The organism is Streptomyces sp. NBC_01288, from assembly GCF_035982055.1.
GTDB lineage: Bacteria > Actinomycetota > Actinomycetes > Streptomycetales > Streptomycetaceae > Streptomyces.
On the sequence record NZ_CP108427.1, the window covers coordinates 7,690,259 to 7,711,684 of the forward strand.

The window sequence follows — 21,426 nt, forward strand, 5'->3', positions numbered from 1 at the left end:
ATGGCACGCTGTTTACGTGACCGAGATTGACGCAAAGATCGATGCTCTCGTCCCCGCCTGGCTCACGCTGCCCGACATCGCAGAAATGTTCGATATCGAGGTGACACGCGTGCGGCAGCTGGTCAAGGACGGCCAAGTCATCGCCGTACGCCGTGGTGAGAACCGTGCGCTGCACGTCCCCGCCGCCTTCATCGACGGGGCCGAGCAGAAGGTCGTCAAGGGCCTCACGGGGACCCTGACGCTCCTGCGGGACGACGGCTTCTCCGACGAAGAGATGCTCGAATGGCTCTTCACCCCCGACCCCAGCCTGCCCGGTACCCCCGCGCAGGCCCTGAGTGAGAATCGCGGCACGGAGGTGAAGCGCCGCGCCCAGGCGCTCGCCGTCTGACCCGCACGACCGACCGGTGTACGGGCCGCGGTGACGCGAGGGCCTGCCTGGAAAGGCCCTGCCCGCGGCCCGTACGCGACACCACCACCCGACCAGCAGGACAACGGGGGACACACCCATGCCCGACACCGCCGCAGCCGCAGCCCGCGCGGAACTCGCCGACGCCCGGGTCTACCTCTGCACGGACGCCCGCCGACGCCAGGGCGACCTCGCGGAGTTCCTGGACGCGGTCCTGGCCGGCGGGGTCGACATCGTGCAGCTGCGCGACAAGGGCATGGAGGCCGCCGAGGAACTGGAGCACCTCCAGGTGTTCGCCGACGCCTGCGCCCGGCACGGGAGGCTCCTCGCGGTCAACGACCGCGCGGACGTCGCCCACGCCGCCGGCGCCGATGTCCTGCACCTGGGCCAGGGCGACCTCCCGGTCCCCGCGGCCCGCGCGATCCTCGGCGAGGACATCCTGATCGGCCGCTCCACGCACGCCGAGTCCGAAGCGGCGGCGGCCGCCGTCCAGGAGGGCGTGGACTACTTCTGCACGGGCCCGTGCTGGCCCACCCCCACCAAGCCCGGCCGGCACGCCCCCGGCCTCGACCTGGTCCGGTACACGGCCGCCCTGGGCACCGACCGTCCCTGGTTCGCCATCGGCGGCATCGACCTGGGCACCCTCGACGAGGTCCTCGAAGCGGGCGCCCGCCGCGTCGTCGTCGTACGGGCGATCACGGAGGCCGACGACCCGGGCGCGGCGGCGGCGGAGTTCGCGAAGCGGCTGCGGCAGCTCTGACAGGCGTCCAGCAGGCGTCCAGAAAGTCGCGCTGTTGTCCGATGGGTGGACAAGAGGGCGACAAACCAGGCAAATTCCCACTTCCGGTTGGGTGACCGCCGCCCCCTGACTAACCTGCGGGTATGGCCTTCGGAACCGCATCGACCAGGACTGATCGCGCACGCACCGTTCGGGACATGCTCGCGACCGGCAAAGCGACGTACTCGTTCGAGTTCTCCGCGCCGAAGACCCCCAAGGGCGAGCGGAACCTGTGGAGCGCGTTGCGGCGGGTCGAGGCGGTCGCCCCCGACTTCGTCTCGGTGACCTACGGCGCCGGCGGCTCCACGCGCGCGGGCACCGTCCGGGAGACCGAGCAGATCGTCGCCGACACCACGCTCACCCCGGTCGCCCACCTCACCGCGGTCAACCACTCCGTCGCCGAACTGCGCAACATCATCGGCCAGTACGCCGACGCGGGCATCCGCAACATCCTCGCCGTGCGCGGCGACCCGCCCGGCGACCCCATGGCCGACTGGGTGGCGCACCCGCAGGGGCTGACGTACGCGGCCGAACTGGTGCGGCTCATCAAGGAGTCGGGCGATTTCTGCGTCGGCGTCGCCGCCTTCCCGGAGATGCACCCGCGCTCCCCGGACTGGGACACGGACGTCGCGCACTTCGTCGACAAGTGCCGGGCCGGCGCCGACTACGCCGTCACGCAGATGTTCTTCGAACCCGAGTCGTATCTGCGGCTGCGCGACCGCGTCGAGGCCGCGGGCTGCGGGACCCCGGTCATCCCCGAGGTCATGCCGGTGACCAGCGTGCGGATGCTGGAGCGGTTGCCGCAGCTCAGCAACGCCGACATCCCGGCCGCTCTGAAAGAGCGAATCCTCACAGCCAAAGACGATCCGGCCGCTGTACGCTCGATCGGAATCGAGTTCGCCACCGAGTTCTGCGCCCGGCTGCTGGCCGAGGGAGTCCCCGGACTTCACTTCATCACGCTCAACAGCTCCACGGCGTCACTCGAAATCTACGAGAACTTGGGCCTGCACCACCCACCGCGGGCCTAGACCGGTCGCTCCGGAATACGACACACTGCGTAGCGGCCACTGGGAGAGGGGCGTACATGGGCTGGACGGTCCTCTACATCGCGTTCGGCGTCGTCGCACTGTGGTTGCTCGGTGAGGTGCTGCTGCAGTACAAGGCACGCCTGCGCTGGCGACTGCTCGCTTTCGTCGGCTTCCTGGGCGTCGTCCTCGGAGTGCTGATTCCCTCCGTCGTCGTGATCGGCCTGGGCGCCGTGGCGTTCGCCGTCGGCCAGACCTACGTCACGCTGTCGTTCCGCCGCGGCTTCGAAGCCGGCTGGGCGGTCTCCGGCCGACCGGGCGCGGGCGGCCTCAAGCGCCGCCGCGGCGAGCCCGACGAGCAGGACTTGGACGCCTCCGGCCTCGAAGGGGCGGAGAGCGGCTTCCAGGAGTACGGCCAGAACAAGCCCGCCTACGGCCAGGACGACGACTACGACCGCGACGACGTGTTCACCCCGAACCGCCCCGTCGCCCCCACGGCCGCCGAGACCACCTCGGTCTACGAGCCGCAGCCCCTCCCGGACGACACCGGTTCCTACGGCGTGTACAACGCCACCGCGTACGCGAACGCCACGGACCCCAACTACGAGGGCACCGACCAGGCGTACGCCGCGGCTGCCGCGGGCCAGACCCAGGACCAGGCCTACGCGGCGGCCGACCAGAACTACGGCTACGACAACACCTACACGGGCTACGACCAGCAGCAGTACGGCTACGACACGACCGGCCAGCAGCAGTACGCCGCCTACTCCGACCCGTACATCGGCACGCAGACCTACGGCGGCACCGGTTACGACACGGGCTACGACGGGCAGCAGCAGTATCCCCAACAGGGCTACACGCAGGACCAGTACGGCAACGCCGGCTACGGCGGCGAGACCCCGGCCGGCGGGGTGTGGGTCCCGCAGCAGCGCAACGACGAGACGTACGGCGGTGAAATGCCGCCGGAGCAGCAGTACCCCTACCAGGGCGACGGCCAGCAACAGCCGCAGCAGCAACCGCAGTCGGGCCCCGGCTACGACGAGCAGTACCGTTTCTGAAGCCTACTGAGACCCCTTGAACCGGGGTCCCTCCACGATCAGTCCGGCGACCAGCGCTCCCGACATCCCGGCGTGCGCAAGCCCGCCGCCGGGATGGGACCAGCCGCCGACCCGGTAGAGCCCGGGCACGCGCGTGGTGTTCGCCGGGTGCAGGAAACGGCCCCGCCCGGCGGCGAGCGAAGGCGCGGGCACGGCTCCGAAGCGGGCGCCCGTCTCACTCTCCGTGTGCTGCGGGGTACGCACCTCGTGCCACAACAGGCGCTCCCGCAGCCCCGGTACGGCCCGCCCGGCGGCTTCCAGGAGCAAGTCCGTGTACCGCCCGACCGTGCCCTCGTCGTCCCAGCCGGCCTCGCCCGACAGCACGGCGGACACGACCGCGGATTCGTGGTCGTCGTCCGGCCGGAGCGCGGGGTCGTCGGGCCGCAGCACCGTCACCGTGGGGCAGCGGGGCTCGTCGCCGCCGGGGGAGGCCAGGAGGTCCAACTCGGCCTCGCGGTCCGGGGCGTGGACCACCGTCCGGTGAACGGCCCCGTCCTCGCGCGGGCCACGCAGAGCCAGCAGGAGCGTGCACCGCACCGGCCGGGGTGAGTCCGCGTCGGCCCGCACATCACCGTCCTCGTCCAGCGGACGCTCCGTCAGGGCCCGCAGCCGCGCGGGGTCCACGTCCGCGACGACATGGTCCGCGTCGACCACCGTCCCGTCGGCCAGCTCCACCCCGGCCGCCCGCCCGTCCTTCTCCAGCACCCGGGTGACCTCGGCCCCGAAGACGAACTCGACCCTCCTCGCCACACACCGCTCGTACACCGCGCGGGCCAACTCCCTTATGCCGCCCCGCACATACCAGGTGCCGAAGGCGTGCTCCATGTACGGCAGCACGGCCGCGCTCGCCGGTGCGGTGCGGGGATCGAGGCCGTACGCGAGCGCGTGGCTCTCCAGAAGGGCCGTCAGGCGCTCGTCGCGTAGTTCCCAGGCGCCGATCTCGGCGAGGGTGCCCGCCCGCCGGGTGCGCAGCAGCTTCTTGTGCGGGACCGCCGGATACGGCTCCTGGTCGGCCAGCACCGACCAGTCGATCCACAGGGGCTCCTCCAGGAGGGGCCTGCGGGTGCGGTCCCAGGCCTCGCGGGCCCGGATCAGGAAGTCGCCCCAGCGCTGCCCCGCGCCGCCGCCCAGGGCCTCGTCCAGGGCCGTGACGACACCCGCGCGGGAGGCGTTCGGCAACGACACCTCCGTACCGTCCGCGAAGACGTGCCGGGACGACGGGTCGACCTGGACCAGCTCGACCAGGTCCTCCAGCGGCTCCTTGCCGGTCTTGATGAACAGGTCGCGGTAGACCGCGGGCACGGGCAGCAGACCGGGGCCGGCGTCGAAGGAGAACCCGTCCCGCTCGAAACGGCGCACCGCACCGCCGTACGTCTCCGTACGCTCGTACACCGCCACCCGGTGGCCCGCGACGGCCAGCCGGGCAGCGGCCGCCATCGCGCCCATGCCGGCGCCGATCACCGCAATCCGTGCCATGCCCGCGACTTTATCGGCCGCCACTGACAGTCCGGCCACGGGCTGTCACCACGGTGGCGGGTCCGGCGGCCGGCCGGGTGGGTGTCCCGCCTGCGAGGCGAGCCGTCTCTCCTCCCGGCGCTGGGCCCGGCGGCGCAGGAAGCGGCGGATCCGGGAGACCAGGAAGAACAGGACCGTGAGTCCGGCCACCAGCAGTACGGCCGCGATGATCGCCGCCGCCTGGGGATGGAACATCGCGAACGACACGATCCCGCCGACGCCGAGATCCTCCGCGAAGCTCATGATCACGTTGCTGAACGGCTCCGGCGAGGTGTTGATCGCCATCCGCGTCCCGGCCTTGACGGTATGGCTGGCCAGCGCCGACGAACCGCCGATCAGGCCCGCCACGACATCGTTCATCGAACCGCTGTGGCCCGCGAGCACCGCCCCGACCCACGCCCCGGCGGCCGGCCGGATCACCGTGTGCACGGAGTCCCACAGGGAGTCGACGTAGGGGATCTTGTCGGCGACGGCCTCGCACAGGAACAGGACGCCCGCTGTGACGAGGACCTCAGGGCGTTGCAGCGACTCGGGGACCGCGTCGGTCACTCCGGTCGCGCCGAAGATCCCGAGCAGCAGCACCACCGCGTACGCGTTGATGCCGCTGGCCCAGCCGCTGGTGAAGACCAGGGGGAGTACGGACACGGAGGCGATAGTAACCACTCGGCAACTTGGCGTCCTGGGCCTGAGTGCGTACGGCTGAGTATCCGTACCTAGGGAGTGAGTTGAGTACGCGCGCGGATGGGGTGCGACCTGCGCGAACGAGAGAGTAGGGGCACGGAAAGGGGCGCGGCTCCGGAACCGCCGACACGGGGCGGCGGAACGGGGCCCGCGCCCTTGGCCGCTCCTTCCGCCGAACCTTCGGCGGAAGCGAGGCACGGGGGAACCCTGGACCGACCGACGGGGGTTCCGACAGGGGGAACGTACGGGGGAGCGCAAGGGAGCGCCGGTTCGAGGTGGCCCGCGGGGGACGCGGCCACAGCGGACCGGCGCTTCTGTGTGCGCGTTGTCCGGGTGCCGCCGTCAGCGGCCGCCGCTGACCCGCCCCTGGAGCAGCCGGGACAGCGCCGCGTGGACGTCGTCCAGGGAGCGCTCCGGCTGGAACGACTGCCAGTCCAGGGCGGCCACCACGACCATGCCGATCAGCGCGGCCGCGGTCAGCCGGACATCGATCTCCGGACTGAACTCGCCGTTGGCCACGCCCGCGTGCAGCACGTCCTCGATCGCCGCGTTCACCTGCTGCCGCACCACCATGAGCGTGGACTGCCAGGCGCGGTTGGTGCGCCACAGCTCGGCCACGTACAGCTGCGTGAAGGACGGGTAGTGGGCGATGAAGACGAGGCCCGCGCGGACCATCGCGTCCAGGGCGTCGACCTTGCTGCCGCCGTCCCGCGCGGTCTGCTCGGCCGCCTCCCGCAGCGAGGCGGTGAGGAGGCCCACGCCGTGCCGCAGCAACTCCTCGAAGAGGACGGACTTGCTGGCGAAGTTGTAGTAGACGGTGCCCTTCGCGACCCCGGCACGCTCGGCGATCTCGTCCACCGTGGTGGCGGAGAAGCCCTGTTCGGCGATGAGCGTGACGGCCGCCTCGTAGAGCTTCTGCCGGGTGGCCTCGCGGCGCGTGCTGCCGCCCGACGGGGTGCTGCTGCTTTCCATGGGCCTGATTGTCACAGGCCCGGCTCCCGCGCCGGGCACGGGTGTCGAGGTCCCGCGCGCGGTCACAGGCTCAGCTCCGGGTGCAGCCGGTCCAGCGTCCACACCTGGCGGCGGCGCGCCGACAGCGCGGTCAGCGCGAGAGCCCCGGCGGTGAAGGCGACGAGCACCACGCACGCGTGCCACACGGGTCCCAGGCCACCGCCCGTGATGAGCCGCCGTAGAGCCTCGACGACGTAACTCATCGGCAGGAAGGGGTGGATCGCGTTGAAGAAACCGGGACTGGTCTGCACCGGATAGGTGCCGCCCGCCGACGTCAACTGGAGCATCAGCAGGGCGAGTACGAGGATCCGGCCCGCCGCTCCGAAGTGTGCGTTCAGCCACTGGACGATGGCCGCGAAGCACGCCGTCACCAGGAACAGGAAGCCGACCGTGCCGGCCGCGTGTGCCATCTCCAGGCCGATCGCCCAGTGCAGTACGGCCATCAGGGCCACCGTCTGGAGGACCCCGACCGCGACCACCGGCAGCCACCCCGCGAGCGCGATCCGCCAGGCCGAGGCACCGGCGGCGAGTGCGCGCCGGTTCATGGGCGCGATCAGCATGTAGGCCACCATCGCGCCCACCCACAGGGACAGCGGGATGAAGTACGGGGCGAATCCGGTGCCGTAGTTGGGCGCCTTGTGCAGGTCCTGGGTGACCAGTTGGACCGGGTCGGCCATGACGCCGGTGCGCTGGTCGCGGTCCTGCTTGTCGTAGTCCGGGATCTGCGCGGCGCCGTCGTGCAGACCGCCGGCGAGCTTCCCGGAGCCGTCGACGAGCTTGTACAGGCCGCCGTTGAGGTCCACGGCGCCCGTCCTGAGCCTGCCGACGCCGGTGTCCAGGTCGGCGGCGCCGGTCTTGGCCGTGCCGAGCCCGGTGTGCAGGGTCTTGGCGCCGGCGGCGACCTTCGAGGCGCCGTCGTTCAGCCTGTTGACCTTGGCCACCGCGTCGTCGAGGTCCTCGGAGAGGTGCGGGGCGTGGTCGGCGAGCGCCTGGGCCTGCGTCTGGAGCGTGGCCAGGTTCGCGTCGAGCTTCTTCAGGTCGCCGTTCTGGTCGACGACCAGGCTGTTGACGTCATCGGCGACCTTCGCCACATCGGAGGCGGCCGTGGCGGCCTTCTTCAGGTCGGGACAGGCGTCATCCTTCAGGACGATGCTTTCGCAGCGCGCCTTGTAGACCTCGTCCAGGGTGTCCGAGGCCGCGTGCGCGCCCTTGGCTGCGACCGGAGCCGTCTTCACGAGGGTGCCCAGGTTGGCGCGGATGGTCCTGGCCGAGTCGGCGACCAACTGAGCCGTGTCCCCGATGGTCTTCTCGTTGTCCTTCAGGAAGGGCCCCACTTTGTCGGCCACCCCGTTGACGGTGTCGGCGAGGGTCTGCGTCCCTGCCGCCACCTGCCGCGAACCGTCCGCCAGGTCGCCCGCGCCCGTGTCGAGCTTCTTCAGGCCCTTGGAGAGCTTGCCGCTGCCCTTCTTGGCGTCCTTCAGGCCGTCGGCGAGATCCTTGGAGCCCTCCTCGGCCGTACCGATGCCGCCCTTGAGCCTGTCGGCGCCGTCGGCCGCCTTCACGGTCTGGCCGTGGATGTCGGAGAACGAGACGAAGATCCGGTCCAGGAAGGTCCGCGAGGCCTTGGTGGACGCGGCCGACCGCACCTCGCTGAACACCGTCCGGGAGATCTGCCCGACGATGTAGTTGTTCGCGTCGTTCGTCCGCACCTGGAGCGCGCCCGTCTCCGGGGAGTCGCCCGCACTGGAGGTGACGCGTTCACTGAAGTCGGCCGGCATGGTCAGCGACAGGTAGTACGTGCCGTCCTCGACGCCCTTCCGCGCGGCGGCCGCACTCACCTCGTGCCAGTCGAACGTCCCGCTGTCGCGCAGCCCCCGGGTGATGTCGTCGCCCGCCGTGACCTTCTTCCCGTCGGCGCTCGCCCCCTTGTCGTCGTTGACGAGCGCCACGGGGATGCGGTCCAGACGGCCGTACGGGTCCCAGAAGGACCACAGATACAGGGCTCCGTAGAGCAGCGGCAGCAATAGCAGGGCGACGAGAGCCGCGCGCGGCAACTTCCCCCTGCCGAAGCGCTTCAACTCAAGCGCGGCCAGTCTGGGCGCGTGCATCGGCCTTCTCCGTCCCCTCGGTGGACACCGCTACGACAGTCGTTCCGGAATCCGCAAGGGACCTCAACAGGTCCCAGATCTCGGTCCGTTCGGCAACCGAGAGCTTGAGGTCGACGTCGTCCACCCCGAGCAGCACGGGCCGCCCGATGAGTGCCAACGCGATGGACAGCCGCACTTCTTGCGGCCGCTCCAGATCCCGTACTGCGGTTCGGGCGCCCTTGGGCAGCGTCCCGCGGTCGAGTCCGGCGGCGGTCAGGGCCCGCTCGATCCGCAGCCCGGCCTCGACGGCGCGCTCGGTGCGGGGCCGCAGCAGCCCGCGTACGGAGTCCCCGAACCGCCTTTGCAGCAGCGCCCGTTCACGCAGGTGCTCACCGACGGTCAGTGCCGGTTCGAGGTCGGTGACCCCGGTGACATTCGCCAGCGCGCTGATCCGCCGTACGGCCGCCGACTGCTTCGGGAGCGTGAACTCGCCCACGGTGGCGGTCCCTTCGGACGCCTTCATCCGCCCGGTGAGCGCGAGCAGCAGGCTCGTACGCCCGGACCCGGACGGCCCTTCCACGGCGATCAGCGACCCGGGCCCGGCGTCCAGGGAGATCCCCCGGAACGCCCAGCCGCGCGGCCCCTCGACCCCGAAGTCCTCGGCTGCGACACCGACCCCACCCACGGTTCCCCATCCCCTGTTGCCGAATTCTTTTGAACTGACTGGTCAGTGCAAAAAGTAACCCGAACCTTCGATCGAAGCAAAAGCGCAGGTCAGAACGGATTGTCAGTGCCATACCTCACGATGGGCACATACGGCACTACCTGACTGGGCGTGCCGTCACACGACGACAGGAGGTTCGTCATGGCCCATCCGTCCGCAGCCGCCGCCCGTCGGCGCCGCGCCGCCGGCCCTGCCCCCTCACTGACCGGCCCGGCGAGCGACGTGCACCCCGTGCTCCGCCGGGCCACGGCCCCGCCCGCCGCCCTCGACCTCCTCGCCCAGGCCCGTGCGGGACTGGACGAGGCAGCCGTCCTCGAAACGTCGAACGAGCGCTACGCCACAGCCCACTTGGCCGCCCTGCGCACCGCCGCCGCGGTACTCGCCGCGCGGGTCCAGCCCGAGCCCACGGCCCGGCGCCGCGGCCGTATCCGCAGCGCCTGGGAAGTGCTCCCCGAGATCGCGCCCGAACTCACCGAGTGGAGCGCCCTGTTCGCCTCCGGCGCCCGGCGCCGCGCGCGGGCCGAGGCGGGCATCCAGGGCGCGGCGACCCGCCGGGACGCCGACGACCTCATACGCGACGTGGCGATGTTCCTGCGCCTGGTCGAGCGCATGCTCGTCCTCCAGCCGGTCCTGCCCCAGCCACGCCAGGACCCGGAGCGGCCGGGGGACCGCGCGGGGTGAGCGGCGCCTGGGCGAACTCCGGCGAGGCGCGGCGAGGTGCGGCGCCCAAAGGGGCGCGGGGCTGTGTCGATATGCGGTTCCGCCGCGTGCGCGCGACCAGCCCCCACCGGCCGGCAGGTTCATCACCGCTCTACCAGCGGAGCGCTCAGGCGCGAGACGCATGACCAGGTACGGCATCGGAGGCAATAGGGTGGAAGGCGCCTGAAGCCTTCCACCCGCCCGCACCCGGGCCGGGGAGGCAGCCCGTTCGCTCCGCCGTGCACAGGCGGTGCCGCGCCGAGGAGTCAACTGCCGTGTCGGACCCGAGCCGCCCCCGCGCCTCCCTCCGTACCGCCGTGGTCTGGGACGTCCTGCAGGACGCCCTCGACCGCCGGGTCAAGGCCACGGGTCGGGACGCGCTGGACGTCCTCGACACCGGAGGCGGCAGCGGCAACTTCGCGGTGCCCGTCGCCCGCCTCGGGCACCGCGTCACCGTCGTCGACCCCAGCCCGAACGCGCTGTTCGCGCTGGAGCGCCGCGCCGCCGAGGCCGGTGTCGCCGACCGCGTGCGGGGCGTCCAGGGCGACGCGCACGGCCTCTTCGACGTGGTCGAGCGCGGCGGCTACGACGCGGTGCTGTGCCACGGCGTCCTGGAGTACGTGGACGATCCCGCCGAGGGCGTCCGCACGGTGGTGGCCGCGCTGCGCCCCGAGGGCGTCCTCAGCCTGCTCGCCGCCGGACTCGGCGGTGCCGTGCTCGCGCGCGCCCTCGCCGGCCACTTCAAGGAAGCGCGCCAGGCCCTCGACGACCCGAACGGCCGCTGGGGCGACGCCGACCCCGTCCCGCACCGTTTCACCGCCGAGCAACTCGCCGCGTACGTCGAGGGCGCGGGCCTGGACGTCGGCGCCGTGCACGGGGTGCGGGTCTTCGCCGATCTGGTTCCCGGAGTCCTCGTGGACACCGAGCCCGGCGCCCTGGACGCGCTGCTGAAGCTGGAGGCCGCGGCGGCCGAGCTCCCGGCGTACCACTCCGTGGCCACGCAGCTTCATGTGCTCGGCGAGACGCGGGGTGCGGTCGAGGCGTGAGTGGCCTCCCGCGCCGGACCCCTGATCAGGGGCTCGACAGCACATGGAGTACGCCACAGGCCCCCCGATCGCGGGCCCGGCGCCGTATGATCGAGGGAGACCGCCCGGCATGACGGGACGACTCCTGGGGAATGGAAGCTTCAGCGAGTCGGAACGGCTATGACGGATTCCGGTTGGCCAATTGGCGTAGAGGGGCGGGTTTCACGGGGGCGATTCCCTGCCTATCCTGAAGGGACCCCCCGGGTCGCCCCGGCGACTGCACGATGAGGAGGACTCCGTGCCGCTCTCGGAGCACGAGCAGCGAATGCTTGAGCAGATGGAGCGAGCGCTGTACGCCGAAGACCCCAAGTTCGCGACAGCGCTCGAAGGAAGCGGCCTGCGCACGTACACCCGGCGACGGGTCTACCAGGCAGTGGCCGGCTTTCTCGTAGGTATCGCGCTCCTCATCGCCGGCATGGTCACGCTGCAGATTTGGGTCAGCGTGGTGGGATTCCTCGTCATGCTGGGCTGCGCGGTACTCGCCGTGACCGGTTGGCGCAAGGCCCCCAAGCCTGGCGAACAGCCCGCCGCAGGCGCTCCGCACGCCCGCAGCCAGGGACGGCAGCGGCGCTCGGTGATGGATCGTATCGAGCAGCGCTGGCAGCGCCGCCGCGACGAGCAACAGGGCGGCCAGTAGCAGCACCGGCCCCGCAGCACACGCGGCGCTCCTCAGACACGAGCGAGGGGGTGACCACCGGACCGGTGGTCACCCCCTCCCGTGTGCCCTGCTCTCCTGCTCTGCCCTGCCCGCTAGCCCCGCTGTCCGGACGGCTTGCGCAGGGTCGGCCGTAGCGCTGCCGCCCGTGTCGTCACCGACGTCCACCAGGCCGACAGCATCCACACCACCCGGACGGTCGAGCGCGGGGCGACCAGTGCGCGCAGCCGTGTGGCGCGGCCGGACGTGTCCTGGAACCCGACGGCCACCTGGCGCACGTCCTTCGCGAGCCCCGCCGCGAGCTGCGGCCGAGGCGCGTACAGGACCTGCTCCACGGCGTCCGCCACGCGGTGCACCGAGGCGGCCGACGGCGGATCGAGATGCCCGAGTTCCACGATCCGCGCCGCCGCCCTGCGCGGAGTCAGCGACTCGTCGGGCGAGATCCCGAAGTCCCAGGCGGTATCGGTCAGTTCCTCCCACACCGCCAGCGTGTGGACCGCCGCGTCCGCCTCCGTACGACCGTGCGCTCCCAGCCGTACGGAGCGCATCCGGGTCCGCCACAGCATCGGCGAGAACGGGATCGTCAGCAGCAGGAGCGCGCCCAGGCCCAGCGCCACCAGCTGTACGTACGACCAGGGGCCGCGCGGGTCATCGCCCGTCGCGAGCGCCGGGGCCTGGCTCGTGCAGCCGTCCAGCTTCCGCAGCTGGGCCGTGCAGCTCTCGCTCGCCGAGGGGGCCGCGGAGGGCGCCGTGCTCGTCGAGGTCGAGGGGAGGGCCGGGTCCGGGACGTCGCTGCCGGGCGTGGTCGACTGGGTGTACGACGGCACCGAGCCCCGGTTCGGGGTCGGCTCGAAGCGGGTCCAGCCCACGCCCTCGAAGTACAGCTCGGGCCAGGCGTGCGCGTCCTTCAGGCCCACCGACACCGAGCCGTTGGCCTCCGGGGTGCCCGGCGCGAAGCCCACCGCGACCCGGGCCGGGATGCCCAGGGTGCGGGCCATCGCCGCCATCGCGAAGGAGAAGTGGACGCAGAAACCCTGCTTGTCCTTGAGGAACTTGGCGATCGCGTCGCGGCCGGTGCCGACGTCCACCTGGGTGTCGTACTGGAAGCCGCCGGTCACCGCGAAGTAGTCCTGGAGCTTGACCGCCTGCTCGTAGTGACTGGTCGAGCCCGCGGTGACCTTGCGGGCGGTGTCGGCCACGACCGCCGGGAGCGACTTCGGCACCTTCGTGTACTGGTTCCGCAGGGCCGCCGACGGCTCCGGCGCCGTGGCCAGTTGCTCCGCGGTCGGCTGTACGTCGAGGCTGGTGACCTGGTAGGTCACCCCGCGGGTGTTCTGTCCGTGATCGCCGACGACCGTCATGCCCACCGGCTCGTAGCGCCAACTGCCGTCGATGCTCACGCCGCTGGGCGGGTACGGCATCGGCAGCCAGTCCTGGGCGTACCAGTCCGCGGCCGAGATCCGGGTCTTGATCTCCGAGCGCTTGATGTCGGCGCCGAGACCGGTCGGGGTGGGGAACGTGTTCGGCACACCCTGGATGTGCCGTTGGGACGGCTTCCAGGTGGTGCCGTCGAAGTCGTCCAGGGACACGATCCGCAGATACATGTCCGAGATGTCGTTCGTGTTGGTGCGCACGGACAGGACCTGGCGGTTCTCGTCCACGTTCAGGCTGTCGCGCAGCGAGACCAGCGGGTTGACCGCCGAGATCGTGCCGCCGCTTCCGTTGCCCGCGCCCACGCCGGTCCCGGCGGCGTCCAGCAGGCCGCCCGAGATGGTGGGCAGCGGCAGCAGGGCGATGGCCATCGCGACCGCGCCGATCCGGCGCCCGGTGCGGACGGGGGCGAGCGGGCCAGAGGAGTCCGAGCCCGGGGTGGTGCGGGGCGCCCCGCCGAAGACGCGGCCCCACTGGGCGAGCCGGTCCCGGCCCTCGGCCAGCAGCAGCATCAGATAGCCGGCCGCGGCGAGCAGGAACCACAGCCAGCTGACGCTGCTTTCGGACAATCCGGCGGCGACCGAGTACAGCGCGAGCAGTGGCAGTCCGGCCGGGGCCGCGCTGCGGAAGGTGACCGCGAGGGTGTCCACCGCGAGGCCGATCACCAGGACACCGCCGATGAGCATCAGCCGGATGCCGTCGTGCAGCGGTGCCGGGATCGCGTACCGGGAGACGTCGTCGGAGCCCTGCTGGAGCAGGTCGGCGAAGTGCTGGAAGGCCTCGGGGCCCGGGACGAACCCGGCGAGGGCCTGCGCGTGCGCGAAGACCAGGGTCAGCATCAGCAGCGTGACCAGGGCCTGCGCCGCGACGGTCAGCGGCCGGGCCAGCGGCACCCGCCGGGTCGCCGCGCCCACGCCGGTCTGGATCGCCAGCATGAAGGCGGCCTGGATGATCCAGGTCGCCGGGGACACCAGGGGGAGCATGGCGCAGGACGCCATCAGTGTGGCCACCCAGGCGCAGATCGCCAGTCGTGCCCGCCCGCTCATGCCCATCCCTCCCCGAGGCCGGTCGCGGTGATGCCGTTGCGCTCCCGGTCGGCCTGTTGCCACAGATCGGTCAGCGAGGCGCCACGCGGCACACCCACGGCGGTCCAGCCCGCGTCGCGCAGCAGCCGCAGCCGCTCATCGGGCTCGTCCCCGGCACCGGGGACACCGGTCGACTCACGCACCCAGCCGTCGCTGTCCAGCACGAAGGCGAGGGCGCCCCCGCTGCGCTGGCGCATCCGCGCGACCACCGCCGCCTGTTCCTCGTCGAGGTCGCCGAAGAAGGCCACCAGCAGCCCTTCGTTCCCGCCGCGCAGAACGTCGTAGGCCCGGGACAGGCCCGAGCCGTCCGAGTGGTCGATCACCGCGAGGGTGTCCATCATCAGCCCGGCCGCGTCCGCCGACTCCTGGCTCGCGCCCGCGAACCCGTCGGCGTCCTGGCCCGGCACCGAGTTGCCGGTGTCGCTCAACAGCCGTACGGAGAAGCCCCGTTCCAGCATGTGCACCAGGACGGAGGCGGCGCCGGAGACGGCCCACTCGAAGGCCGAGTCCGGGCCCTGGCCCGCGAAGGCGATGCCCCGGGTGTCGAGCAGGACCGTGCAACGGGCGCGCTGCGGCTGCTCCTCGCGGCGCACCATCAGCTCGCCGTAGCGCGCGGTGGAGCGCCAGTGCACGCGGCGCAGGTCGTCGCCGTAGCGGTAACCGCGCGGGATCACGTCGTCCTCGCCCGCCAGGGCCAGCGAGCGGTTCCGGCCGTCGCCGTAGCCCTTGGCCTCGCCGCTGAGGCGGACCGGGGGGAGGGCCTCCACGCGCGGGATGACCGTGAGGGTGTCGAAGGTCGAGAAGGAGCGGGTCAGCTCGCACATCCCGAAGGGGTCCGTCAGACGGAGCTGGAGCGGGCCCAGGGGGTAGCGGCCGCGCAGGTCGGAGCGGACCCGGTAGGACACCTCGCGCCGGCCGCCCGCCTCGACCCGGTCCAGGACGAACCGGGGGCGCGGACCGAGCACGTACGGCACCCGGTCCTGGAGCATCAGCAGGCCCGTGGGCAGCCGGGAGACGTTGTCCATCCGCAGATGGACGCGGGCCTCGCTGCCGGCGGGCACGCGCGCGGGGGAGAGCCGGCGGCTGCCGGCCACCCGGTAGCGGGTGCGGTAGAGCACGGTCGCGCAGACCAGGGGCAGCACCGCGAGCAGCAGCCCGACCCGGAGCAGATCGCTCTGCCCCAGGACGTACGCGCACACCGCGGCGGCGATACCGGCGGCCAGGAAGGAACGTCCACGGGTCGTCAGCCCGGCCAGGGCCGTACGGACACCGCCCTTCTCGTCCCGGTCGGTCTCCGCCTCCCCGGTGGTCATCACAGCCTCCGGGGCTGCTGCTGCCCGTACGCCCCGAGACCCAGGCCGCTCTGCGGGGCCGGCGCCGCCGGCACGGGGGTGCGCTGGAGGATCTCCTGGACGACCTGCTCCGCCGTACGACGGTTCAGCTGGGCCTGCGCGGTGGGCAGCAGGCGGTGCGCCAGGACCGCGACCGCGAGCGCCTGGATGTCGTCCGGCAGCGCGTACTCACGGCCGCTCAGGGCGGCGGAGGCCTTCGCCGCGCGCAGCAGGTGCAGCGTCGCGCGCGGGGAGGCGCCGAGTCTGAGGTCGGGGTGGTTGCGGGTGGCGGAGACCAGGTCCACCGCGTACCTGCGCACCGGGTCGGCGACATGGACGCCGCGGACCGCCTCGACCAGCTTGACGATGTCGTGCGCGTGGGCCACGGGCTGGAGGTCGTCCAGCGGGCTCGCCCCGCCGTGGATGTCCAGCATCTGCAACTCGGCCTCCGCGCTGGGATAGCCGATGGAGACCCGGGCCATGAAGCGGTCGCGCTGCGCCTCGGGCAGCGGATAGGTGCCCTCCATCTCGACCGGGTTCTGCGTGGCGACCACCATGAAGGGGCTGGGCAGCGCGTAGGTCTGGCCGTCGATGGTGACCTGCCGCTCCTCCATGGACTCCAGGAGCGCGGACTGGGTCTTCGGCGAGGCGCGGTTGATCTCGTCGCCGATCACGATCTGCGCGAAGATCGCGCCCGGTTTGAACTCGAAGTCCCGCTGCTGCTGGTCCCAGATGGACACACCGGTGATGTCCGAGGGCAGCAGGTCGGGCGTGAACTGGATTCGCCGCACCGAACAGTCGATCGACCGCGCCAGCGCCTTGGCCAGCATTGTCTTGCCCACACCCGGAACGTCCTCGATCAGAAGATGTCCCTCGGCGAGCAGCACGGTCAGCGAAAGCCGTACGACCTCGGGCTTGCCCTCGATCACTCCTTCCACCGAACTGCGGACTTGCTCCACAGTGGCGGTCAGATCTGTAAGGCTCGCTCGATCGTCATAGGTCGTCACCCGGCCCTCCTCGGCCCGTTCTTTCCATGGGCCGGCGCACGCACTGCGGACCGGCCCACCCCGAAACACGGACGGCACGCGGGAAAAGTTCCGCGTGACGCCACACCCGCATTCTTGTTGCCGTTACCGGTTCGTGTCACTCGCCTGTGGACAACTGCCTTCGCTTTGTCGGGTCTTACGACCTTTTGGGCGGTCCGAGGGGCGAACTTTTCGAAGTTTCGGGGCGGGCGGGTGCGTCAGGCGGGGTCGATCTCGCGCAGCAGACCCGACTTCACGTCGAAGACGAAGCCGCGCACATCATCAGTGTGCAGCAGGAACGGCGAGGTACGCACACGCTGCATGGACTGCCGTACGTCCTGCTCGACGTCCCGGAAGGCCTCCACCGCCCAGGCGGGGCGCTGGCCGACCTCCATCTCCAGGTCGTGCCGGAACTCCTCGGTGAGGGACTCCAGGCCGCAGCCGGTGTGGTGGATGAGCACGACACTGCGGGTGCCGAGCGCCCGCTGGCTGATGGTGAGGGAGCGGATCGCGTCATCGGTGACCACACCGCCCGCGTTGCGGATCGTGTGGCAGTCGCCCAGTTCCAGACCGAGCGCGGCGTGCAGGTCGAGACGCGCGTCCATGCAGGCCACCACGGCCACCTGTAGGACGGGACGGGCGTCCATCCCGGGATCGGTGAAGGCGGCGGCGTATCGCGCGTTGGCCTCGACGAGGCGGTCCGTCACGGTCCCGCCGTCGGCTATGGCGCCTTCGGACTCTGTGGGTACGGATGCGGAGGTCGTCATACCTATGACGGTACTGGTCACCGGCGGTGCGGTCTTGGTGCGGGACGGGAAAAAGAGCGTCATTGCGTCCTCTTGTGAGGTAACCCACACGGGTGGCGGTGGTGCACCCGTCCGGGTGATTCTTCCCGTTTTGACGCATCGCACGCACCCGGGCCCGCGACGCGCAGGCCGGTTGATTGACCGTGAGACAGCGTGGACTAAAGTTGCGCGAAGCGGGAGGCGAGGCTCTCCCTGCTGGACATTTCCCGGAGACCCCGGCGACTTTCCGGATTCTCCCCCAGCTTGAACGACACGTGCGCGGCGCGTACGTACGGCTCGGCCTCCTCCCGCTCCCGGTCGGCTGACGCTTCCGGCGCCGGCAGGCCTCCTCTTCATTGGCGGGCGGGGACCCGGCGGTGCGTACGGCTCCGTGCCGGATCTGAGAGGGCCCCTTGAGCCAGAGTCGACACGTCCCGGTGATGCTCCAGCGGTGCCTGGACATGTTGGCCCCCGCGCTGGAGCGGCCGGGCGCGGTGGTCGTCGACTGCACGCTCGGCCTCGGTGGGCACAGCGAGGCCCTGCTGACCCGGTTCCCCGAGGCCCGCCTCGTCGCCCTCGACCGCGACAAGGAGGCCCTGCGCCTCTCCGGCGAGCGCCTCGCCCCCTTCGGGGACAGGGCGACCCTCGTGCACGCGGTCTACGACGAGTTGCCCGACGTACTGGAGCGGCTCGGCCTCGCGCGCGTGGAGGGCGTTCTGTTCGACCTCGGCGTCTCCTCCATGCAGCTCGACGAGGCCGACCGCGGCTTCGCCTACGCCCAGGACGCGCCCCTCGACATGCGCATGGACCAGACGACCGGCATCAGCGCGGCCGAGGTCCTCAACACCTACGCGCCCGGTGAACTCGTCCGGATCCTGCGGGCGTACGGCGAGGAGAAGCAGGCCAAGCGGATCGTCTCCGCGGTCGTCCGGGAGCGCGACAAGGAGCCGTTCAGCAACAGCGCGCGGCTCGTCGAGCTGATCCGCGACTCGCTGCCGCAGGCCGCCAAGCGCACCGGAGGCAACCCGGCCAAGCGCACCTTCCAGGCGCTGCGCATCGAGGTCAACGGCGAACTGTCCGTCCTGGAGGCCGCGATCCCCGCCGCCGTGAAGTCCCTTGCCGTGGGCGGCCGGATCGCCGTCCTGTCGTACCACTCGCTCGAAGACCGCCTGGTCAAGCAGGTGTTCGCGGCCGGCGCCGCCAACACCGCGCCTCCTGGGCTGCCTGTCGTGCCCGAGCAGTACCAGCCCCGGCTCAAGCTCCTGACGCGCGGTGCCGAACTTCCCACCGAGGAAGAGGTCGCCGAGAACCGGCGGGCGGCACCCGCGCGGCTGCGGGGGGCCGAGCGCATCAGGGAGGACATCGGGTGAGTACGTACCAAGTCGGTGCGGGGTGTTGGGGTGCGGGGTGCGTGAGTGAGTAGGAAACCCGAACTGAGGGGCAGGGCCGCCCGACTCGCGCGGCTCTTCCCCACCGGTCCCGCGCAGTCGGGCGGGATCCAGGCGGCCCGGACCCCGTTCGTCCTCCTTGTCGTGCTGCTTCTCGGCGGCGGCCTGATCGCGCTGCTCGTGCTGAACTCCGCGCTCAGCGAAGGGCAGTTCAAGCTGGACGACCTCCAGAAGCAGACGAAGAGCCTCACTGACGAGGAGCAGGCCCTCCAGCGGGACGTCGACGCCTACTCCGCCCCCGACGCCCTCCAGCGCCGCGCCCACGAGCTGGGCATGGTGCCCGGCGGGGACCCCGCCTTCCTCGACCCGAACGGCACCGTGAAGGGTGTCCCGGAGCAGGCCGCCGCGAAGACCGTGAGCACACCGGCGGTCCTCGCACCCGAAGCACTCGTCAGCAGGCCGAGCCCGAGCCCCAGTTCGAGCCCGGGCCCCACGTCCGTCGTACCGGCACCGGCCCCCGCGGCCACCCCCGTCGCGACCCGGCCCGCACAGACATCCACCGCGCGGTCCGCTACAACCCAGACCTCCACAGCACAGTCCTCCACCCCGACAACCCCCGGCAGGTGACGGAAGTGTCCGACAGGGAACCGCCGCGCCGCCGAGTGCCAGGACCGGCCAGGCCCGAACGGCCGGAAGGGGGCAACGCCCCACGGCGCCGCCCCGGGCCCGGTGCCCGTCCGGCCCGCCGCCCGGCCTCGCCCCCTCCCGCGGCCCGTCCGACCGGCTCCCGCTCCCTCCGGCTCGGCAGCCCCCGCCCCCGGCTGCGCATGATCAGCCTGGCGCTGACCCTCGTCCTGATCGCGTTCGTCGTACGGCTGCTCCAGGTGCAGGCCGTCGACGCGAGCGCGTATGCCGCCAAGGCCGCGCAGAACCGGTACGTCGACTACGTCCTGGCCGCCGAGCGCGGCGAGATCACCGACCGTTCCGGGGTGGCGCTGGCGACCAGCGTGGACGCGTACACGATCACCGCCGACCCGACGCTGTTCACCCGCAAGCAGCTGAAGATCGACGACGGGCCCGAACAGGCGGCCGCCCTCCTCGCCCCGATCCTCGGCGTGGACCAGGCATCCCTCGTCAAGAAGCTCAGGCCCGCGAACAAGAACCTGCGCTACGTAGTGCTCGCCAACCGGCAGACCCCGCAGGTCTGGAAGCAGATCAAGGACCTGAAGAGCGCGCTGAACACCAAGGCCTCGACGGACCCGACCACGGTCAACGTCATCGCCGGTGTCCTCGCCGTCCCCACCACCAAGCGCGTATACCCGAACGGCGATCTCGCCGCCGGGATACTGGGCTGGGTCAACGCCGACGGCAAGGGCGGCGGCGGGGTCGAGCAGCAGCTGAACAAGGACCTCACCGGCAAGGACGGCAAGGTCCGTTACGCCCAGTCAGGCGGTCTCCAGGTGCCCACCGCGGGCTCCACGGAGACGCCGGCGGTGCCTGGTGCCGACGTGGAGCTGACGATCGACCGCGACATCCAGTGGGCCGCGCAGAACGCCATCACCGAGCAGGTCAAGAAGTCCAAGGCGGACCGCGGGTACGTGATAGTGCAGGACACCCGCACCGGCGAGATCCTCGCCATGGCCAACGCGCCCGGCTTCGACCCGAACGACCTCTCGCAGGCCAGCGCCGCGTCCCTGGGCAACGCGGCCGTCCAGGACGCCTACGAGCCCGGTTCCACCGCCAAGGTCATGACGATGGCCGCCGTACTCCAGGAGAACGCGGCCACCCCGCTGACGCATGTCGTCGTGCCGAACCGGCTGCACCGCGGGGACCGGCTCTTCCAGGACGACGTGGACCACGCGACCTGGAACCTGACCCTCAACGGCGTGCTCGCCAAGTCCAGCAACATCGGCACCATCGAGGCGGCCGGCCAGCTCGGCAAGACCCAGCCCGAGGCCAACCAGGTCCTGTACTCGTATCTGCGCAAGTTCGGCATCGGCAGCTACAGCGGGCTCAATTTCCCCGGCGAGACCAAGGGCATCCTCGCGCCCGCCGACAAGTGGTCGACCTCGCAGCAGTACACGATTCCTTTCGGCCAGGGCATGTCCCTCAACGCGCTCCAGGCGGCCTCCGTCTACTCGACGGTCGCCAACGGCGGAGTCCGCGTCGAACCCACCCTGGTGCGCGGCACGAAGGGGCCCGACGGCCGCTTCACGCCCGCGGCGACGCCCAAGAAGACCCGGGTCATCAGTGCCAAGACGGCGAAGACCCTCGCCCAGATGCTGGAGTCCGTGGTGGACGACGAGCAGGGCACTGGTGGTAAGGCCGCGATTCCGGGGTACCGGGTCGCGGGCAAGACCGGCACCGCCAACCGCGTGGATCCGGCCACCGGCAAGTACAAGGGCTACACCTCGTCGTTCGCCGGGTTCGCGCCCGCCGACAACCCCCGCATCACCGTCTACTGCGCGATCCAGAACGCCACCAGCGGAAGCTACTTCGGCGGTCAGATCTGCGGACCGATCTACAAGCAGGTGATGGAGTTCGCCCTCAAGACCCTCCAGGTCCCGCCCACCGGGGCGAAGGCCGCGAATCTGCCCGTGACCTTCACGCCCTGATCA

At 71.4% G+C, this 21,426-nt stretch carries 19 protein-coding genes; 10 read left to right on the forward strand and 9 right to left on the reverse strand.

Annotation, left to right across the window (positions count from 1 at the left end; genetic code table 11):
- The first annotated feature begins 16 nt into the window (after positions 1–16).
- The 4 genes from OG194_RS34715 (at position 17) to OG194_RS34730 (ending at position 3,267) form a co-directional block, all read left to right on the forward strand.
- Positions 17–388, forward strand: a complete 372-nt coding sequence (locus tag OG194_RS34715; RefSeq protein WP_327404714.1) for an Rv2175c family DNA-binding protein — start codon at positions 17–19, stop codon at positions 386–388.
- A 118-nt stretch (positions 389–506) separates the two neighbouring features.
- Positions 507–1,166: a thiamine phosphate synthase gene (gene thiE, locus OG194_RS34720; RefSeq protein ID WP_327404715.1), complete on the forward strand. Its 660-nt coding sequence runs from the start codon at positions 507–509 to the stop codon at positions 1,164–1,166.
- Positions 1,167–1,288: 122 nt separating this feature from the next.
- Positions 1,289–2,212, forward strand: a complete 924-nt coding sequence (metF, locus tag OG194_RS34725; RefSeq protein ID WP_327404716.1) for a methylenetetrahydrofolate reductase [NAD(P)H] — start codon at positions 1,289–1,291, stop codon at positions 2,210–2,212.
- Positions 2,213–2,268: 56 nt separating this feature from the next.
- Positions 2,269–3,267: an SCO2102 family sporulation regulator gene (locus tag OG194_RS34730; RefSeq protein ID WP_327404717.1), complete on the forward strand. Its 999-nt coding sequence runs from the start codon at positions 2,269–2,271 to the stop codon at positions 3,265–3,267.
- 3 nt (positions 3,268–3,270) lie between these two features.
- On the opposite strand, the gene OG194_RS34735 is transcribed toward OG194_RS34730, so the two are convergent.
- From OG194_RS34735 to OG194_RS34755, 5 genes are all read right to left on the reverse strand, one after another.
- The gene (locus OG194_RS34735) at positions 3,271–4,782 is read right to left on the reverse strand and encodes a phytoene desaturase family protein (protein WP_327404718.1); all 1,512 of its coding nucleotides are present in this window, start codon (positions 4,780–4,782) and stop codon (positions 3,271–3,273) included.
- Positions 4,783–4,827: 45 nt separating this feature from the next.
- A complete protein-coding gene (locus OG194_RS34740; RefSeq protein ID WP_327404719.1) occupies positions 4,828–5,466 on the reverse strand; it encodes a DUF4126 domain-containing protein in 639 nt (212 codons plus the stop codon).
- Positions 5,467–5,844: 378 nt separating this feature from the next.
- The gene (locus tag OG194_RS34745) at positions 5,845–6,474 is read right to left on the reverse strand and encodes a TetR/AcrR family transcriptional regulator (protein WP_327404720.1); all 630 of its coding nucleotides are present in this window, start codon (positions 6,472–6,474) and stop codon (positions 5,845–5,847) included.
- 62 nt (positions 6,475–6,536) lie between these two features.
- The gene (locus OG194_RS34750) at positions 6,537–8,621 is read right to left on the reverse strand and encodes a YhgE/Pip domain-containing protein (RefSeq protein WP_327404721.1); all 2,085 of its coding nucleotides are present in this window, start codon (positions 8,619–8,621) and stop codon (positions 6,537–6,539) included.
- Positions 8,593–9,285, reverse strand: coding sequence for an ATP-binding cassette domain-containing protein (locus OG194_RS34755; protein ID WP_327404722.1), 693 nt, complete (start codon positions 9,283–9,285; stop codon positions 8,593–8,595). The genes OG194_RS34750 and OG194_RS34755 overlap by 29 nt, the downstream gene beginning before the upstream one ends.
- A gap of 180 nt (positions 9,286–9,465) precedes the next feature.
- Between OG194_RS34755 and OG194_RS34760 the strand changes: the two genes are divergently transcribed.
- The 3 genes from OG194_RS34760 to OG194_RS34770 all read left to right on the forward strand — a co-directional run bounded on the left by OG194_RS34760 (position 9,466) and on the right by OG194_RS34770 (position 11,745).
- Positions 9,466–10,005, forward strand: coding sequence for an SAV_6107 family HEPN domain-containing protein (locus tag OG194_RS34760; RefSeq protein ID WP_019062337.1), 540 nt, complete (start codon positions 9,466–9,468; stop codon positions 10,003–10,005).
- A 293-nt stretch (positions 10,006–10,298) separates the two neighbouring features.
- A complete protein-coding gene (locus OG194_RS34765) occupies positions 10,299–11,069 on the forward strand; it encodes a methyltransferase (RefSeq protein ID WP_327404723.1) in 771 nt (256 codons plus the stop codon).
- 277 nt (positions 11,070–11,346) lie between these two features.
- Positions 11,347–11,745 carry a DUF3040 domain-containing protein gene (locus OG194_RS34770; protein ID WP_327404724.1) on the forward strand — a complete coding sequence of 133 codons (399 nt, stop codon included), beginning with the start codon at positions 11,347–11,349 and terminating at the stop codon, positions 11,743–11,745.
- A gap of 113 nt (positions 11,746–11,858) precedes the next feature.
- Here the strand turns inward: OG194_RS34770 and OG194_RS34775 are convergent, their stop codons facing one another.
- The 4 genes from OG194_RS34775 to OG194_RS34790 form a co-directional block, all read right to left on the reverse strand.
- Positions 11,859–14,240: a transglutaminase TgpA family protein gene (locus tag OG194_RS34775; RefSeq protein WP_327404725.1), complete on the reverse strand. Its 2,382-nt coding sequence runs from the start codon at positions 14,238–14,240 to the stop codon at positions 11,859–11,861.
- Positions 14,237–15,592, reverse strand: a complete 1,356-nt coding sequence (locus tag OG194_RS34780; protein WP_327404726.1) for a DUF58 domain-containing protein — start codon at positions 15,590–15,592, stop codon at positions 14,237–14,239. Before OG194_RS34780 ends, OG194_RS34775 begins: the two co-directional genes overlap by 4 nt.
- On the reverse strand, positions 15,592–16,617 hold the full coding sequence (locus OG194_RS34785; protein WP_327404727.1) for an AAA family ATPase: 1,026 nt from the start codon (positions 16,615–16,617) through the stop codon (positions 15,592–15,594). Before OG194_RS34785 ends, OG194_RS34780 begins: the two co-directional genes overlap by 1 nt.
- Positions 16,618–16,853: 236 nt before the next feature.
- A complete protein-coding gene (locus tag OG194_RS34790; protein WP_327404728.1) occupies positions 16,854–17,402 on the reverse strand; it encodes a beta-class carbonic anhydrase in 549 nt (182 codons plus the stop codon).
- 431 nt (positions 17,403–17,833) lie between these two features.
- Here OG194_RS34790 and rsmH point away from each other — a divergent pair, with 431 nt between their 5' ends.
- Genes rsmH through OG194_RS34805 form a run of 3 tightly spaced genes read left to right on the forward strand, consistent with a single transcriptional unit; the run spans position 17,834 to position 21,423 of the window.
- On the forward strand, positions 17,834–18,790 hold the full coding sequence (rsmH, locus tag OG194_RS34795) for a 16S rRNA (cytosine(1402)-N(4))-methyltransferase RsmH (RefSeq protein ID WP_327404729.1): 957 nt from the start codon (positions 17,834–17,836) through the stop codon (positions 18,788–18,790).
- Between the two features lie 45 nt (positions 18,791–18,835).
- Positions 18,836–19,435, forward strand: a complete 600-nt coding sequence (locus OG194_RS34800; protein WP_327404730.1) for a septum formation initiator family protein — start codon at positions 18,836–18,838, stop codon at positions 19,433–19,435.
- A 5-nt stretch (positions 19,436–19,440) separates the two neighbouring features.
- Entirely contained in the window at positions 19,441–21,423 is a 1,983-nt protein-coding gene (locus tag OG194_RS34805; RefSeq protein WP_327404731.1) for a peptidoglycan D,D-transpeptidase FtsI family protein, read from the forward strand.
- The last annotated feature ends 3 nt before the right edge of the window (positions 21,424–21,426 follow it).

Coding starts and splice junctions, on each gene's coding strand:
- metF (WP_327404716.1), top strand. CDS start 1,289: ATGGCCTTCGGAACCGCATCGACCAGGACTGATCGCGCACGCACCGTT.
- OG194_RS34775 (WP_327404725.1), bottom strand. CDS start 14,240: ATGAGCGGGCGGGCACGACTGGCGATCTGCGCCTGGGTGGCCACACTG.
- OG194_RS34735 (WP_327404718.1), bottom strand. CDS start 4,782: ATGGCACGGATTGCGGTGATCGGCGCCGGCATGGGCGCGATGGCGGCC.
- OG194_RS34730 (WP_327404717.1), top strand. CDS start 2,269: ATGGGCTGGACGGTCCTCTACATCGCGTTCGGCGTCGTCGCACTGTGG.
- OG194_RS34750 (WP_327404721.1), bottom strand. CDS start 8,621: ATGCACGCGCCCAGACTGGCCGCGCTTGAGTTGAAGCGCTTCGGCAGG.
- OG194_RS34780 (WP_327404726.1), bottom strand. CDS start 15,592: ATGACCACCGGGGAGGCGGAGACCGACCGGGACGAGAAGGGCGGTGTC.
- OG194_RS34790 (WP_327404728.1), bottom strand. CDS start 17,402: ATGACGACCTCCGCATCCGTACCCACAGAGTCCGAAGGCGCCATAGCC.
- OG194_RS34745 (WP_327404720.1), bottom strand. CDS start 6,474: ATGGAAAGCAGCAGCACCCCGTCGGGCGGCAGCACGCGCCGCGAGGCC.
- thiE (WP_327404715.1), top strand. CDS start 507: ATGCCCGACACCGCCGCAGCCGCAGCCCGCGCGGAACTCGCCGACGCC.
- OG194_RS34760 (WP_019062337.1), top strand. CDS start 9,466: ATGGCCCATCCGTCCGCAGCCGCCGCCCGTCGGCGCCGCGCCGCCGGC.